11 protein-coding genes are annotated in these 16,042 nt (G+C 73.8%); 3 read left to right on the top strand and 8 right to left on the bottom strand.

The window, feature by feature from the left end; translation table 11 throughout:
- Positions 1-217 precede the first annotated feature (217 nt).
- Together GKS42_RS25595 and GKS42_RS25600 are read left to right on the top strand one after the other, a co-directional pair.
- The gene (locus tag GKS42_RS25595; RefSeq protein WP_154796405.1) at positions 218-1,564 is read left to right on the top strand and encodes an MATE family efflux transporter; all 1,347 of its coding nucleotides are present in this window, start codon (positions 218-220) and stop codon (positions 1,562-1,564) included.
- Between the two features lie 178 nt (positions 1,565-1,742).
- On the top strand, positions 1,743-4,892 hold the full coding sequence (locus GKS42_RS25600; protein ID WP_154796406.1) for an AfsR/SARP family transcriptional regulator: 3,150 nt from the start codon (positions 1,743-1,745) through the stop codon (positions 4,890-4,892).
- Here GKS42_RS25600 and GKS42_RS25605 read toward each other — a convergent pair.
- The 8 genes from GKS42_RS25605 to GKS42_RS25640 are packed head-to-tail and all read right to left on the bottom strand — an operon-like array spanning position 4,837 to position 13,730.
- Entirely contained in the window at positions 4,837-6,519 is a 1,683-nt protein-coding gene (locus GKS42_RS25605) for a zinc ribbon domain-containing protein (RefSeq protein WP_154796407.1), read from the bottom strand. The two genes, GKS42_RS25600 and GKS42_RS25605, sit on opposite strands and share 56 nt — an antisense overlap.
- Positions 6,519-7,052: a phage tail protein I gene (locus GKS42_RS25610; protein ID WP_232847848.1), complete on the bottom strand. Its 534-nt coding sequence runs from the start codon at positions 7,050-7,052 to the stop codon at positions 6,519-6,521. Before GKS42_RS25610 ends, GKS42_RS25605 begins: the two co-directional genes overlap by 1 nt.
- A gap of 10 nt (positions 7,053-7,062) precedes the next feature.
- Complete coding sequence (locus GKS42_RS25615; RefSeq protein WP_154796409.1) at positions 7,063-9,012, bottom strand: putative baseplate assembly protein; 1,950 nt, start codon at positions 9,010-9,012, stop codon at positions 7,063-7,065.
- 1 nt (position 9,013) lies between these two features.
- Positions 9,014-9,424 carry a GPW/gp25 family protein gene (locus tag GKS42_RS25620; RefSeq protein ID WP_154796410.1) on the bottom strand — a complete coding sequence of 137 codons (411 nt, stop codon included), beginning with the start codon at positions 9,422-9,424 and terminating at the stop codon, positions 9,014-9,016.
- A 13-nt stretch (positions 9,425-9,437) separates the two neighbouring features.
- The gene (locus GKS42_RS25625; RefSeq protein ID WP_154796411.1) at positions 9,438-11,273 is read right to left on the bottom strand and encodes a VgrG-related protein; all 1,836 of its coding nucleotides are present in this window, start codon (positions 11,271-11,273) and stop codon (positions 9,438-9,440) included.
- A complete protein-coding gene (locus GKS42_RS25630) occupies positions 11,260-12,057 on the bottom strand; it encodes a CIS tube protein (protein WP_154796412.1) in 798 nt (265 codons plus the stop codon). Before GKS42_RS25630 ends, GKS42_RS25625 begins: the two co-directional genes overlap by 14 nt.
- A gap of 7 nt (positions 12,058-12,064) precedes the next feature.
- A complete protein-coding gene (locus GKS42_RS25635) occupies positions 12,065-12,502 on the bottom strand; it encodes a phage tail protein (protein ID WP_154796413.1) in 438 nt (145 codons plus the stop codon).
- A gap of 13 nt (positions 12,503-12,515) precedes the next feature.
- Positions 12,516-13,730: a hypothetical protein gene (locus GKS42_RS25640; protein ID WP_154796414.1), complete on the bottom strand. Its 1,215-nt coding sequence runs from the start codon at positions 13,728-13,730 to the stop codon at positions 12,516-12,518.
- A gap of 748 nt (positions 13,731-14,478) precedes the next feature.
- Between GKS42_RS25640 and GKS42_RS25645 the strand changes: the two genes are divergently transcribed.
- On the top strand, positions 14,479-15,438 hold the full coding sequence (locus tag GKS42_RS25645; protein WP_154796415.1) for a hypothetical protein: 960 nt from the start codon (positions 14,479-14,481) through the stop codon (positions 15,436-15,438).
- Positions 15,439-16,042 lie beyond the last annotated feature (604 nt).

A 16,042-nucleotide genomic window follows, 5' to 3' on the forward strand; every position in this document is an offset into this window, starting at 1 on the left:
ACACCCGCGTGACCGTATGCCTCCCACCGTGCCCCCCACAACTCGATGGTGCGCCAGCCTGGGGACGAACACCCCCTAGGCTGTGGACAGCATGTGGATCACAGCGGAAAAGGTTGTGCACAGGCTCCATCCACTGGTGTGGATAACTTCTGACATCGCTGGAATTACAACGGATTCGCTGTACCCACGGTGTGCATAACAATTACTCGGAGGATCGGTGGACGACACGCCGGGCGTACACGCCGATGAGCGTCGGGCCCTCGATCGGCGCATCCTCTCCCTCGCGGTCCCCGCACTCGGCGCGCTCGTGGCCGAGCCGCTGTTCGTGCTCATCGACTCCGCCGTCGTCGGCCGCCTGGGCACCGCGGAACTCGCCGGGCTGACCATCGCCTCGACGGTTCTGGTCACCATCGTCTCCATCTTCATCTTCCTGGCCTACGCCACCACGGGCGCCGTCGCCCGGCGCCTCGGCGCGGGCGACACCAAGGGCGCCCTCGCCGTCGGGCTGGACGGCATCTGGCTTGCGCTCGGGCTCGGCGCGGTGACCTGCGCCGTCGCGATCGGAGTCGCCGAGCCGATCGTCACGGCACTCGGCGCCTCGGCGGACGTGACTCCCCACGCGGTCGCGTACCTGCGCTCGTCGGCGCCGGGGATCCCCGGGATGCTCGTGGTCCTGGCGGCGACCGGGGCCCTGCGGGGCCTGCAGGACACCCGGACCCCGCTCGTCGTCGCGGTGGTCGGCGCGGTCGTCAACACGATCGGGTCGATCACGCTCGTGTACGGCTTCCACATGGGCATCGCCGGGTCCGGCCTGGCGACGGCGCTCACCCAGCTCGGCATGGGAGCGGTCCTCGCCGCGATCGTGCTCCGGGGCGCCCGGGCCCGCGGCGTCGGGCTGCGACCCCACCCGGCCGGGATCATGGCGAACGCCCGCGCGGGCACCCCGCTGCTGATCCGGACCCTCACGCTGCGCGCGGCGATCCTGCTCACCGTGGCCACCGCCACGAAGCTCGGCGATGCCACGCTTGCCGCGCACCAGATCGTGAACGCGGTCTGGGGGCTGACCGCGTTCGCCCTGGACGCCCTCGCGATCGCCGCCCAGGCACTCGTCGGGCACGGCCTCGGCGCCCGCGACGTCGGCCAGGTCCGCGCGGTCACCCGGCGTTGCCTGCAGTGGGGCATGGGCGCCGGAGCCGTCATCGGCGTCGCCATCGCCGGACTCGGATGGCTCGTCACGCCGCTGTTCACCTCCGACCCGCAGGTACAGCGAGCCGCGGCCATCTCGCTGGTGGTGATCGGTCTCCTGCTGCCGCTGGCCGCGTGGCCGTTCGTGCTCGACGGCGTGCTGATGGGCGCGGGCGACGGCCGGTTCCTCGCATGGGCCGGTGTGATCACCCTGGTCACGTACCTGCCGATGGTCGGAGCGGTCTGGCTCTGGGCGCCCGACGGCGCAGCGGGGCTCGCGTGGTTGTGGGTCGCCTTCGCGGGTGGGTTCATCGGGGCGCGCGCCATCACCACGGGTCTGCGAGCGCGGGGGACCGCCTGGATGGTGCTTGGCGCATAGCGCACACGCCGACGCTCGGTCGGCACACCGAGCAGGAGTGCGCCCGGCGCCCAGCACGACCTCGGGTATCACGACAGCCGCTTCGGCCTCTCTTCAGGGTGAGACGGGGCGCCCGAACGGGCACCCCGGCGGGCCCGACCGGCCTATGCTCAGAAACGTTCCGACCGGGAGGCTACCCGTGGCCGAAGGCGTCCGACTCGATGACCTGGCACCGGCCTCGCTGTCGCGCGTCCCCACGGCCGGCGGAGTGCCCCGACCGGCTCTGCTCCGGGCCCTCGACGGGATCAGGGCGGCGCGCCTCGGGCTCGTCGTGGCCTGGCCGGGAACCGGCAAGACCACCCTGATGGCGCGCTGGGCCCGAAGCCAGGGCGGACTCGTGGCCTGGTGCCGGCTGACACTCGCAGACGCGGACCCGCGCGCGCTGATCCGTACCCTCGCGGTCGCCGTCCGCACCGTCGGGACGGCCGGCGCACCCGAGCCCGGAGCGGTGGCCGCACCCGAGCCGCGCGCCGTGCCCGGAACCGAGCCGCGCGCGGTGACCGTACCGACGAACAGGCCGCGCGAAGGCACCAGCCGACACCCCGCCGTCGAACCGACCAGCGCGCACGGCGTGCTCCACCTCGTCGACCTGCTCCCGGCGCCGCTGCTTCTCGTCCTCGACGACGTCCACCACATCGTCGGCACCCCCGCCGAGGCCGAGCTGGAGACCCTCATCCTCGGCACCGGTGACCGTCTGAGGATCCTGCTCGGGTCCCGGACCATGCCCACCCTGAACCTGACCCGCTCGGAGATCCCGGCGCCGGTCGTGCTCACCGGACGCGATCTGCGGCTCCGCATCTGGGACACCGACGCCCTCATGCGCTCGGCCGGGGACGAGCCGCTCCCGCTCGACGACCTGGTCGTGATCACGAGGGAGACGGAGGGCTGGGCCGCTGCGGTGCGCCTGTTCCAGCGTTCCATCGAGGGCCGTCTCCCCGCTGAGCGCCGGCGTGCGGTCCATGCCCTGGCGATGCACGCCGACTACGCGGCCGGCTACCTTGACGCGACAGTGCTTCGTGGGCTGCCGGCGCACCAGCGCGACTTCCTGTCGGACGTGGCCGTGTTCGAGAACCTCAGCGCCGCCCGCGTGGACGCCCACCGTGGAACCAGCACCGGGCATGAGGACCTTCGGTCCGTGGCCCGCTCCCTGCCGCTGCTGATCGATGTGGGCAACGGCCGCTTCCGGATGCACCGCGTGCTGCGCCGTCATCTGATCTCGGCCGCCCGTGCGGAGCTCGGTCCGGTGCGGACCTCAGCCTGGTTCTCCGGTGCCGCCACGATCCTGCGCACCGAGGGCGCCACCCACGAGGCGCTGCGCGCACTCTGCCTGGCCGAGGACTGGCGGCACCTGGCCGACCTCCTCGAGGACGTCGGGTCCGGATCCGTCGACATCCAGGGTCGGCTGTGGACCGACCCGCTGCCGGTGGACCGGATCGGCCCCCCACCCTGGCGCACCATCGCGCGCGCCCGCGCAGCGCACCTCGAGGGACAGTTCGACCGGGTGCGCAACCTCCTGAACGACCTGAGCGACTCCACGAGCCCTGCGGAGCGTGCCGCGACCCGGCTGATCTCTGCGGGTGCGGGGGTCTGGTCGACGGCGCCCGCCCGCGATCACGCCGACGGGTGGGAGCACTGCGTCCGCGAGGCGAGCAGGCGCGACCCGTTGCAGGCAGCCCGGCGAGCGGCCCGGCAGCGAGGCCCGGGCGCCACCCTCGCGGAGGGCATCAGCCTGTTGATCGCCGGCGATCAACGCACGGCGACCGAGGTGCTGCACCGGTGCGCGTCCGACCCGGAGGCGCCGGATGAGATGGCGCTCGCCGCGCGGCTGGCGGAGGTCTCGATGGCCTCCACCCGCCCGACGCTGCCGACCCTCGCCGCGATCGATCGGGTGTACGTGGCCGCCGAACAGGCGGGGCACACGTGGCTGGCCCGGCTGGCGCACGGCGCGATCGTCAGTTTCGACGGCGATGAGCGGTCCCATCGCCGCGCCCAGCAGCTGATCCGCCACTGCGACCGGATCGGCGACGCGTGGGGAGCGGCGATCATCGCCTGGTCGCTGGCGCTGTCCTGCCTACGCGCCGGTGGCGTGCATCCGCAGGAGTGGGACGATCTCGGTCTACGCTTCCGGACCCTCGGCGCCACGTCGCTCGAGGCGTGGGCACGGTCCCTGTACGCGCTCACCGCCACCGCCGCCCGGCTCCCGGATGCGACGGCCGACGCGGTGGCGGCAGAGTCCTTCGCTCGCACCCTCGCGGTGCCCGGCGCCCTTGCCATCGCGTACGCGACGCTGGCCCGCAGCGGCGCCGCCGACGGTGCGCACGCCGCCGAGATGATGCACCTGGCGACCTCGACGGCCGAGGCGGAAGGACTGCTCGCCCGGCCGTGGGAGTGGCTGTCTCCCACCGCCGTCGAGGCCCATGACGCCGAGCCGGGGCCCGGCCGCGCCGCCGAGCCGGCATCGGGCGCTGCCGCGTCGGCCGACCCACCGGACCGGTCCGCACCGCCGTCCCACGTGGTGGCCGAATTGGACGTGCACTGCTTCGGCGCGTTCTCGATCACGGTTCGGGGCCGCGCCGTCGACCTTGGCCAGATGCGGCCCCGGGCCCGCGCGGTGCTGCGGATCCTCGCCCTCAGCGCCGGCCGGCCGGTGCACCGGGAACGGCTGGCCGAGGCGCTGTGGCGCGACCTCGACCCGGCCGCGGCGATGCACAACCTCCAGGTCAGCGTCTCCACGATCCGGCGGTGCCTGGAACCGGGTCGCCCGGCCCGCAGCAGCACCCTGCTGGTGCGGGACGGGGAGGCCTACACGCTCCGCCTGCGCAGCTCCTCCCGATGCGACGTCGTCGAGTTCGAGGCCGCGCTCCGGACCGCGAACAAAACCCGGAACACCGACCAGGTCGCGCACGCCGCGGCGCTGCGGCGCGCCCTCGACCTGTACGCCGCGGACCTGCTCCCGGAGGACGGCCCGGCCGAGTGGGTGACCGACCCGAGGGATCGCTACCGGAGCCAGGCCGCGGAGGCCGCCGCTGCGCTCGGCGCGCTCGAACTCGCCGCCGGCAACCTCGAGGCGGCGACCTCGGCGGCCAACCGCAGCATCGAGCTGAACACCTTCCGCGACGCGTCCTGGCAACTGCTGATCGACGCGCTGCACCGGTCCGGCGCGGCCGCGGAGGCCCAGCGCGCGCAACGTGGCTACGCCCGGATGCTCGCCACCCTCGGCGTCCCCGCGGACACTACTCGCGTCCTCGGAACTCTACCTCTGCCAGTGCCACGAACGACTCGGGGCTAGGCGCGAAGGTGTCGACGATGGTCAGCCGCACGGCGACCACGTTCTCGGCCACGAGCTCGATGCTCTGAGCCCCGGCCCGGTCCTCGAGCACGATCTCCTCGCTCTCCTGGGCACCGGTGGACGTGGTCGTCGTGACGGTCAGTGTCTGTGGCCGGTCCGCGGCCAGGAAGTCCTCCTGCACCGTGGACGCGCCCGGCGTGATCAGGATCCGGACCATCCGGAACGGCTGAGCGAACGTCATGTCCACCCACTCGCCCGCCCCGGGTCCCGGCGCCGCCGGTGTCCAGGCCCGGTCGAAGGTGCCGTCGCCGAGGTTCGTCACGGGTGTCTCGGGGCCCTGACTCGAGGCTGTGAATCCGGTCGGATTCACGGCGGCGTTGCCCTGGGCGCGGTCCAGCACGGCCTCGTAGGCACGCTCGAGCTCGGGCCGGAAGTAGAGCCCGACGGCGGTGAGCAGGCCGAGGATGACGACGGTGCTGACGAGCCTCGTCGGGAACCGGCGTCGCCGGGTCTTGGGCCGGGTACCGGCGACCGGCCCGGGCTTGGCGTCGGGGCGCAGGAGTCGCCGCCACCAGGACCTGCTCGGCTGTACCTTCGCCTCGGCGAGGCTGGTGCCACACCGGCGGCAGAACTTGCGGGTGGGCACGTTCCCGGTGCCGCAGCTGCCGCAGATGAGATCACCGGGCGCGGGCGGCGGCTCGTCCGCGGGGACCGGTCGCGGCGCCGGTCGGGGCTTTGCCGCCCCCGGCCGCACCGCCATCGGTGCGCCCGGTGCTCTCGCGGCGGGCTCGTCGGCGCCGGTCGGGCGGGGCGCGCCGGGGCGTTGCCCGACGGCGGGGGTGGAGGGGTCGGCGGAGCTCCGGGTGGTTCGGCGCCTGCGCTGCGCCGGCGGTGCGACGAGCGCGGGCGCGATCGCCGCCGCCGGCTTCGCCTGCTCGATGGTCTCGCGGGTCGGGGTGCCGTTCGGGTGCGGCTGGTCCGCCCGGCGGGCCGGGCCGTCCTCGACGCCCGACGGCGCAGCCTCGCCAGTGCCCGACGTGGCCGTCTCGCCAGTGCCCGACTGGGCAGTCTCGTTCGTGCCCGACGGCGCACCCTCGCCAATTCCCGACGTGGCCGCCTCGTTCGTGCCCGACGGCGCACCCCCGCCAATTCCCGACGTGGCCACCTCGTTCGTGGCCGGCGGTACCGCCGCCGTCGGGGCGGTCGTGGGTTCGGCGACGGGTCGCGCCGCTGGCACCGTCCCCGCGCTGGCAGCCGTGGCGGCGGTGGTCGCCGCGGCCTCCTGCCCGGTCCCGGGCGCCGGCTCGACCGCCGTGCGCTGCTCGGCCCGGGGTGCAGGCTCAGGAACCGGCTCCGGGACGGTAACCGGTGGAGGAACGGGAGCCTGTTCAGGCTCGGGCACGGGCTCCGGTTCCGGCGCGGGCTCAGGCAGCTGCACGGGCACCGGCGCGGGCTCAGGCAGCTGCACTGGCACCGGCTCCGGCACGGGCACCGGCTCGACTTCGGGCTCAGGTTCGAGTCCATGCTCGTCGGCTGCGGGATCCTCCCACTCCAGGTAGGTGCCGCAGCCACCACAGAACTGCTCCCCGACCTCGTTGCGGGTGCCGCATTCGGGACAGATCACCATCAGGCCACCTCCACGATCTCCACGACGTGTGGCACGTGCGCCGGTTTGACGTCACGCACCACGCGATCCACCCGACGCAGGTCCACGGCGTCGACGTCGGGCACCTCCACCGTCACCGTCAGCTCCGCGGGCGAGCGCCCCGGCAGGTCCGCGCCCGGGGTCCGCGACCAGATCGTGCCGCCCGAGTCGGTCACGGTGACCTCGCCACCGGTGACCAGCCGCACGGCCAGCTCCACTCCGGCCACCGTGCCGCGACGGCGGTGGATCTGAGCGGCCTGCGCGACGATCTCGCGCTTGCGCTCGACCGACCACGAGTCGTCGACCTCGACCCCCACCCAGTCCGCGAGCCAGTCCAGGAAGTCCTCCGGCGCCAGGTGCGGGTCGATGTAGGTCCACAACGAGTCCAGCGTGGTGAACGTCGGCGCGAGCACCTCGTCCAGCGCCCGCGTGAACAGCTGCATCATCTCGTCGTCGCCGTACACGCCGGGCAACCGGGAGCCCACCGGGACCACCGGGACGAGCCCTGGGATCATGCCGCGCATCTCAGTCCCCCGCCGTGACGCGGACCTGGTGGCGGTAGGAGAACGCCAGCGCGTGCTGGTCCAGTTCGATCCGCTGCACCGGCTCCCCGCGGCGGGACGTGATCGGGTCCGCTGCGAACAGCTTGACGTCCTCGACCAGCTCCGTGCCGGGCAGCCGCTGCAGCACCGCGTACACCTCGCCCGCCTGGACCGGCCTCCCGAACGGCCACCCCTCGCCGTCGAGCCCTCCGGTGAGCGGGTCGAAGTACCTGTTCAGGGCCCGGACGGCGTCCCGTTCGAGCACGTGCGCCGTCGTCCGTGGTCGCGGACTCAGCCGGGCGACCACGGTGACCCCCTGATAGAACGGTGGCTCCACGAGCACGCGCACGCCCACGGGCCGCCGGTCGTCGAGGTAGGCGGCCACGGCGGCGAGGTCATCGGTGGAGGGCACCATGTCCTCGAACCGCAGCTGACCCTCGTCGTCGGGAACCGCCGAGGGGACCACGAGCACCCGCACACCGCCGGCGTCGGCGTCCCCCACCGCGGGCACGCACCGGACCCTGGCGATGCCGGGCGCCGCCGCGCGGGCGAGCTGTTCGTAGTCCTCGGCCGTGATCGCCCGGTCCCGGGTCCGCAGCGCCAGCGGTCCACGAAGGCGCGCCTCGGCCACCGATTCCGCCGCCACCCCGCCGAGCGCCGGGCGCCGGTTCTCGACCCGGTCCACGAACGGGACCGTGGCACGCATCACGCTGATCGTCCGGGCGCCCACGTTGCCCGCCGGGCCGCCCCCGGTGCGGTAGCTGCGCACCCGTAGGGGCGCGCCCTTGGGCGGCACCGCGCCGTACCCGCGCAGCGAGCCGTCCACCTGACGCACCGCCGGACCGAGGTGCACCGCCCCCTGCGCCCGGTCGACCCAGAAGACGTGGTCATCCCGGCCGGCACCCGCGAACGAGTCCACCTCCGTCCAGCGCTGCCAGCCACCGCCGTCGGCCACATCGAGCTCGATCGGCGGGCCCCCCGCCACGACCGGGCGGTGCTCGAGCGGGAACACCTGCGCGGGCGTCCCCTCGGACAGGCCGAGCACCTCCTCGTCGATGGTCTCCGCGTGGACCACCGCCACCGTGCCGCCGATGGTGAAGGCACTCGCGGCGCTCATGGTCGGGGAGGCGCTGTAGAACGGGTAGCCCTCGTCCGCGGGAATCACCCGGCACCGCAGCCAGCCGGCGCGGATCCGCCCGATGACCGAGGCCGTGTGGGTCTCGGGGACATGCACCACGACGTCCCCGGCCCGGTTCAGCCCGCCGGTCCCGTCACTGTCCAGGTCACACCCGACCCAGCGCCGTCCGTCCCAGGCCTCCCAGACCAGGGGCGGGTTCCGCGGGTCGACGCCCACACCCTGCACGTCGCACTCGAAGCGCAGCACCACCGCGCACGACGGCGCCGGCTCGTCGAGGCCGAGGAGCAGCACATCGTCCTCGACCGGCTTCCCGGAGAAGACCTCGAACCCGTCCCCGCCGAGCAGGTCATCGTCGCGTGACAGCGGTTCGCCGTCGGCGCCGTGGGTCAGCACGTGCGCGAGGCGGCGCGGCGGCACCTCCAGCGGGCGGACCGTGGCGAACCTCGTGGCCGGGTCGTCCTCCGTGCGCAGCGTCGAGACCTCGAACCCCTCCGGCACCACGACCGTCTCCGGCTGCTCGGCGGAGAGCCAGAACGTGGCGTCCGCCGTGGCCGCCGTGGGTGGGAGCAGGCTCATCCCGAGCAGGTCCAGGAACGTGAGGTAGAGGCGGTCCGGGACCCGATTGAGCCGGTAGAACAGCTCGTCGGTCATGAACGCGACCGTCTCGATCAGCGTCACCCCGGGGTCGGACACGTTGTGGTCCGTCCACTCCGGGTTGTGCCGTTGGACCATCCGCTTGGCGTCGTCGACGAGGTCCTGGAAACGGCGGTCGTCGAGGTTCGGGGTGGGCAGCATGTCAGGCTCCGGCCTCGTCATGGGTGGGGATCACGTAGAACGGGAAGACCAGGTTGCGCGGCTCGTTGGTGCCGCGGACGGAGTAGACGACGTCGACGTACAGCACGCCATCGTCGACGGCGTCGAACCGCACCACCACGTCCTCGAGGTCGATGCGTGGCTCCCACCGCTCGAGCGCGACCCGCACGACGTAGGCGATGTCGCCCGCCGTCGCGGCATTCGCCGGTGCGAAGACATAGTCGTGGATGGCGCACCCGAACTCCGGGCGCATCGGCCGTTCGCCCGGCGAGGTCGCCAGGACGAGCCGGATGGCCTCCTCGATCTCGCGGGTCTCGCGGACCAGCGCGACCCGGCCGGTCCGGTCGAACCGCAGCGGGAAGGACCAGCCGGCCCCGATGAACTCCTGACCCATGCCTGCCTCCCGCCTAGTTGATCTTCACGAGGGCGCCGCGAATGGTCGCCATGGCGCCGGCGGAGAGCTCGGCCGAGGCCTGGCCGTTCACCTTCACGTTGGCGGCGGTCAGCTCCGCAGTCGCCTGGCCGGCGACCTTCACGGTGGCGCCCCCGGCCTCGAACCCGGCGCTGGCCTTGAGCTTGATGTTGATCGCCTCCATGGTGATGTCACCGCCGACGCTCTTCACCGAGATGTTGTTCTGCGCCTCGACGGCCACATCCTGCTTCGCCTTGATGCGCACCGGCCCCTCGGAGAAGATCTCGATGCCCGCCTGCTGCTTCTGGGTGAGGGTGATGCGCTGCTGGCCGGCGTTCGTGCTGATCACGAGGGACTCCTCGCCGGGCTTCTCGAGGAACTCCACCAGCATCCCGGTGCGCGAGACGAAGGCCCGCCGGGTGACCTTGCCGTCGCTGCCGACGTGCTGGGACCAGGCCTTGTCCGGCCGGTCCGGGCCGTTGTACAGGCCGCCGAGGATGTACGGCGAGCCGAACTCCCCCTCGGCGAACGCGACGAGCACCTCGTCGCCGACCTCGGGCAGCACCACCGTGCCGCGCGCCGCACCCGCGCCCACCTGGACGAGGCGGGCCCACTCGCTCTCGTAGTCGCCCGAGTAGGTCGGGAGCTTGATCTTCACCCGGCCAAGGCCGTCCGGGTCCTTGAGGTTCGTCACGATCGCCGGGATCACGCCCGACCGGACCTCCGAGCGGTCCTCACCGCGGGTGACCCCGAACAGGGACCGCTCGGAGGCACCGGAGGCGGTGAACGACGTGCGGAACCCCTCCGCGGTGAACTCGTGCCGGACCTGGGTGAGCGTGTACGTCCCCTCGAAGGTCTTCCCCACCCCGGCCACGCGCACGGCGACCCCGGCCGCGAGCGCCGGGTTGCCGAACCCGCCGCCCTCGATCTCCGCGAACCCGCCGCTGATCCGCTCGGTGAGCGCCGCCGCCTCGCCGTCGCACTCCGCCTGGGTGCTCAGCGCGGCGCGGGAGACCACGTGGCTGGCGGCACCGACCGTCGACGCGAGCTTGGCCGGGCTGTCCGCACCGGCGAGCGTGGCCACCTGGGTCCGGGCCGTGGCCAGCCCGACGAGTTCGCGCTTCTGGCCGGGGTCCCAGCCGCGGACCTCGACCTTGGGCACCTGACCCGCGGATGTCACCGTGGCCCTCACCCACTCGAGGTCGACACCCCGCTCGATGACCAGCGGGTTGTCGCGCCCACCGGGCGCGGGCGCGGAGGAGGAGTCGGTCGGGGCGACGAAGTCCAGCGCGCCGTCGCGCACCTTCGCCCGGGCGCCGACCCGGTCCCCGATCCTGGCGAGGAAGTCCCAGTCGCTGATCCCGTCCTGGGTGATGTGCGTGAAGATCGGCTTGCGCACGTCGATCTTCCCCACGCTCAGCCCGTGCGCCCCGGCGATGGTGCTGACGATGTCGCCGGGACCGACGTTCAGGTAGGCCTTGATCCGGGTGCCGTGCTGGAGCTTGTGGGAGGCGTCCAGCCCACGCACGATCGCGAACATGCCGGTCGGCCCGAGTTCCGTCTCGAGGGCGGTGACGTCACCGGTGAGCAGCTCCGTGGGTCCGCCGGGACCGCTGGTCTGCACCTTCAGAGCGATCTTGGACCCGATCTTCAGGCCCGCCTTCTCGATCAGGTCGGCCTGCGGGTCGGCGAAGCGCAGCGAGAACACGGCCGGCAGGCGGATCGCGTCCTCGATGTGCCCGGACACCAGCGCGGCCGCGAGGAGCGGGGACAGTGGCGACCCGTCCACAGTCACGATCAGGGCCGAGGTGAAGGTCTCAGTCGCCGGCACGGGCCACCTCCCGCGCTCGCTCGCCGCCAGGCAGGACCGCGCGCGGCAGTTCGTCGGCCGCGGGCAGCAGGAGCCGGCGCCCGGGCCTGAGCCGGACCGGGTCGTCCACCCCGTTGAGCTCGGCCACCGCCCGCCACAGCGACGGGTCCCCGTACTCGGCGTAGGCGATGCCGGCCAGCGTGTCCCCCGCCCGGAGCACGTGCTCCCGGCGCGGCACGAGCCCGCCCGAGGTGGGGTTCTGCCCGGGCTGCTCCCCGGCGATCTCGTTCAGGGTCACCGCGCACGTGGCCCGGACCGGCAACCCGGCGGACGTGAACAGGGTGTAGGTCGCCGTGACGGACTCGATGTAGGCGAGGAACCCGGTCAGGGCGCCCCACCGGAACAGCACCCACGGAGGTGAGGCCTTCTTCTGCCCGAACGACGCCGAGGTCGGCACACAGCAGGAGAACAGCCTCTCGACCTTCTTCACCACCGAGGAGTCCAGCGTGTCCGAGGCGTCGAAGAACATCTCCAGGGTGAGCGAGGTCGGCTGCGGCCCGGTGTACTGCGGGGGTCCGGCCTTCTTGTTGCCGGTGGCGGGGCTCTCCTTCCACACCGCACGCTTCGACAGGCTCAGCTCCTTGGGGTTGAACTGGAAGTCGATCCGGTCCAGCTTCGGCCCCGGCTTTGACAGCGATCCGTCCAGGGAGGGCTCGTGCAACTGCAGGTAGGCGTGCTCGAGCCGCGCGGGGGAGCCGGCACCGCCGGCCCCGGCGGCCTCGAACGCTACGGGTGCGGGAGGCATGACGTCCTCACTTCGATCCAGGGGCGAGGAACCCGTGGTGGGCGATCTCCACCGACTCGGTCAGCACGGCCGGGGAGTCCGGGTTGAACGTGGGGCCGGACCAGCGCACCGGAACGATGTCCATGAGCCCCCAGCTGGCGATCACCCGCCCGTCGACGGTCTTCGCCTCGATGGCTCCGGTGCGGCGCTTGTACCCCTTGGCGATGGAGGAGAACCACTCGGCGACCTTCGTGGTGTCCTTGCCGAGCGGCCGCGACAGGGTGATGTTCGGGTACTTCAGGCGGGTCGGCAGCTGCCACGGGTTGCCGTTGTTGCCGCCCTCCTCGCGCACCTCGATCACGACCTCGCAGCCCAGGCCGCTGCACGAGCTGAACGAGCCGAGGTCGACTCCGTCGAGTTTGACGGTGTACTGCACCCCGATGCCGGTCTCGATGTCTTCGAGCATGTTCGTCCTCTCCCTACCGCAGGTCCGTGCGCATGCCGCGGCGTTCACGGTCCACGAGCAGTTGCGTCCGAAGCCGTCGCAGGATCGGGCCGGCCAACCGATCTGCCAGTTCGTCGACGGCGCCCGCGGACAGGTCCCGCAGGCCCGCCGACCCACCGTCGGGCGGTGGTTCCGAGCGGGAGACCGTGGTCACCTCGGGCGTGGCTGCGGCAGCAGCCGGGGCGACGGCGGGGGTCGGGTTCGCCGTGGGGGCTGCGGTCGACGGCGGGCCGGGTTGGGCCGCGGACTGGTTCAGCGGCATCGCGGCGGACTGGGCGGCGCCGGATCCGTCGTCCGGCACGGTCGCGCCGGGCGCCGCGCCGCGACCGCGGTGGCCGCCGAGGAAGTTGGACCGCGCCCGCGGGGACGGACGGCTGGGTGGGCGGTTCGGCGCGAGGCTGGTCTCGATCCCGTCGATGCCGACCGCCCGCGCGACGGGCAGCTCGTCGGCGCCGACCGCTGTCCGGGACACGACCGGGCCGTCGACCGTGGTGGGCGAGGACCAGTCCTCCGACGCCGGATCCCAGTCCGGCGCGACGGGCGACGGGGCGGCCCGGCCGCCCGCAGCCCGGGCCTGGTCGGAGGCGGGTGGACCGGAGGCGGACATGCCGTCGGCGGCGGTCCGGGAGAGCATGGCCAACGGACCACGGCCGCTGTCCCCGATCAGGCCGATCGGACGCGGGGTCGACGCTGGGCTCGTCGTGGCCAGCGCAAGCCCTGCGGACCCAAGCCCTGTAGCCGGCGCGCCGGAGCGGGCCGCCCCGGAGGCGACGGCCCGGGCGACCACGGGGGCCACCGGAGCCACCGGAGCCACCGAGCCGAGGGTTCTCGCCGACTCGTGGGTCCGCGACGGCGCCAGGGTTCCCGATACCCAGGCAGCCGATGACGCATCGTCGCCCACCGGCGACCGAGCACCCACCGCCGTCTGTCTCTGTACCGACGACCCCACCGACGACCCGGTCCCCATCGACGGCCCGGTCGACGACTCGGCCCCAACGGACGGCTGACCTGACCCGCCACCGGCGGCCGCCGGACCGTCGACCGACGCGACGGGCAGCTCCACTCCCGGTCCACCGCGGCCGGAGCCACCGGAGATCGGGTCAAGGGTCGGGTCGAGGGCCGCATCCGACCCGACCGGGCCGATCGCGGCGCGCTGCGCGAGGATCCCGGTGTCCCTGAAGGTGCTCATCGGGTCACCGGAACTCGGCGTACTCGGCTCCGGTACGGCGCTCGATGCCTCGCCGAACGAGCTCGCCGCGAGTGCGCCGCTCGGCGATGAGGCCGGGCCCGGCGCCGTTCGCGGGTCCGAGGTCCCCGCGGGACCGGTCGCACGGACGGACGGTGCATGGTGCGTTTCGGCCGAGGCAGCAGCACCCGAGGCGGTGGCGCCCGAGGCGGTAGCGCCCGAGGCAGCGGCACTCGAGGCGACAGGACCCGAGGCGACAGGACCCGAGGCGACAGGACCTGAGGCGGCAGGACCGGAGGCGACAGGACCCGAGGCCGCAGCACCCGGGGCGGCGGCGGACTCGGACGCGGCCGCGCGCTGGACCAGTGGATGCTGCGCGGCGCGATCCGGCAGCGTACGACCCTGCGTCGGTGCACCGGCCCCGACTGCGCCCGCTCCACTGTTCCGCTGGTCGGCCACCCGCTGCAGCGGCGCGAGCGTCGGCCGATCCGCCGCGAGTCCGCCGGTCCCGGGCCCGACACCAGTCCCAGACCCGGCACCGGTCGCAGACGCGACACCATTCCCAGACCCGGCACCAATCACAGACCCGGCACCAGTCCCAGACCCGGCATCAATCACAGACCCGGCACCGGTGGCGGACCCGGCACCAGTCACGGACCCGGTCCCGGCTGCGCGGTCGAGGCCCGATGCCTGCGCCGCACTCGGTGCCGGCTCCGCGCCCGTAGCCGCTGCACTCTCAGTCGGCGCCGGTGTGGCACCCGTCTCCGCGACCCGCTGGACGGGCGCCCTGTCCGTGTCACCGCGCAGTGCCGGGCCACCGGGTGCGCCGGCTCCGACCCCGTCCGGCGTGCCGCCCGGAGCCGGCGAGGCGGCCGGCGGGGCGAGCGGCATCGGGGCGTGCGGTGGATCGACCGAGGGGACGGTCGGCACATCCACCGCACGCGGCTCGGGACCGACGCTGCCCACGATCGGGACCTCGGTCGGCGCCGCGACGATGCCCGGTGTCGCGGTCGGCGCCGCGACGATGCCCGGTGTCGCGGTCGACGTCGAGTCGTCCGGGGTCGCCGAACCGACCGGTTCCGTGCCCATCGGGCTCGCGCCGAGCGAGGGAGCGCCATCCGAGCCGACCGGCCCGAACCCCGAGGTGGACCGCTGGAGTGGCAGCGGCGCCGCGACAGGACCGGCGGGCCCAGCTGAGCCGATCGAGCCCGGTGCCGAACCGCCCGTACCGCCGCCCGGTGCCGAACCGCCCGTCACGCCACCCGGTGCCGAACCGCCCGTCGCGCCACCCGGTGCCGAACCGCCCGTCGCGCCACCCGGTGGCGGCCCGAGCGTGCCCGGCGTCGGCCCGAGGACGCCGACGGACGCCGTCGACCCGCCCGTCGATGCCCCGGCCACGGTTGGCTCGACCGTGGCCGGTGACCTCATGACCCGGGTCGCATCGCCCCGGGGGACGGTGCGCGCGACAGTCGGCGACGGCCCGGAGCCGGGTGGCTGCGCCGGCGCCACGCCCGGTGCCACGGTCGGTCCTGGGCTCGACCCGACCGGAGCCGAAGGTGCGACGGCGGTGTCCCGCGCGTCCGCCGTCGGCAGCGGTGCACCGAGCCCGAGGCGCGGGGGCACCACCTCCGACGCCGACCGCGCGAGGGGCGCGGGCGCCGCCGGGCCAGTCCGCTGCAGGGGCATGCCCGCGGCACCGATCCCCTCGTGACTCGACGGCTGCGGCTCGGCGACGATCGGCACGAACGTGGCACCCCCCTCGGTGTAGCCGACCCGATCGTCGGCGACCGGCTCGGGCTCCTCGGGTCCGGTATGGAGCGCCGCCGGGTCACTGGCGACGTCATCGCCGAACCCGTGCTCAGGCCCCGGATCGACCGGTGCGGTCGTATCGGGAACGACGGCGGGGCGGGACACCGGCAGCCCGCGCACCTCGGCGCCGGTCCGGGTCATTGCGCCCGGGGCGCCGAGGGCGGCCCGCTGGACGTGCGGCGTCGGCGGTGGGGGCGGCAGCAACCGGAGGTCCGATGCGTCGGCACGCGGCGTCGGTGCACCGGTGTCCGCGAGGCCACGGCGATCGCCGTCGACGACCCCCGACGGCGCGGACGCGTCCACCAGGTGGGTCATCGGCCCCATGAACGACGGCGACGACCAGGAACTCAGGGAGTGTGGGAACGCCGTCGGGCGGTGCACCAGCTGGACCGGCTCGATGGTGCGCTGCAGGGGCGGGAGGAACGCCCACCCGGCCGGCCCGGGCTCAGCCGGCGCCTGCCTGGCCGGCCCGGGCGAGGGGGACGGCAGCGCCGGTGGTGCCTTCT

This window comes from Occultella kanbiaonis (assembly GCF_009708215.1).
Classification (GTDB): Bacteria; Actinomycetota; Actinomycetes; order Actinomycetales; family Beutenbergiaceae; genus Occultella; species Occultella kanbiaonis.

What these genes read in the sequence shown, in the direction of transcription:
- GKS42_RS25605 (WP_154796407.1), bottom strand. Translation starts at nt 6,519, where the DNA reads ATGGTGATCTGTCCCGAATGCGGCACCCGCAACGAGGTCGGGGAGCAG.
- GKS42_RS25610 (WP_232847848.1), bottom strand. Translation starts at nt 7,052, where the DNA reads ATGATCCCAGGGCTCGTCCCGGTGGTCCCGGTGGGCTCCCGGTTGCCC.
- GKS42_RS25615 (WP_154796409.1), bottom strand. Translation starts at nt 9,012, where the DNA reads ATGCTGCCCACCCCGAACCTCGACGACCGCCGTTTCCAGGACCTCGTC.
- GKS42_RS25620 (WP_154796410.1), bottom strand. Translation starts at nt 9,424, where the DNA reads ATGGGTCAGGAGTTCATCGGGGCCGGCTGGTCCTTCCCGCTGCGGTTC.
- GKS42_RS25630 (WP_154796412.1), bottom strand. Translation starts at nt 12,057, where the DNA reads ATGCCTCCCGCACCCGTAGCGTTCGAGGCCGCCGGGGCCGGCGGTGCC.
- GKS42_RS25635 (WP_154796413.1), bottom strand. Translation starts at nt 12,502, where the DNA reads ATGCTCGAAGACATCGAGACCGGCATCGGGGTGCAGTACACCGTCAAA.
- GKS42_RS25640 (WP_154796414.1), bottom strand. Translation starts at nt 13,730, where the DNA reads ATGAGCACCTTCAGGGACACCGGGATCCTCGCGCAGCGCGCCGCGATC.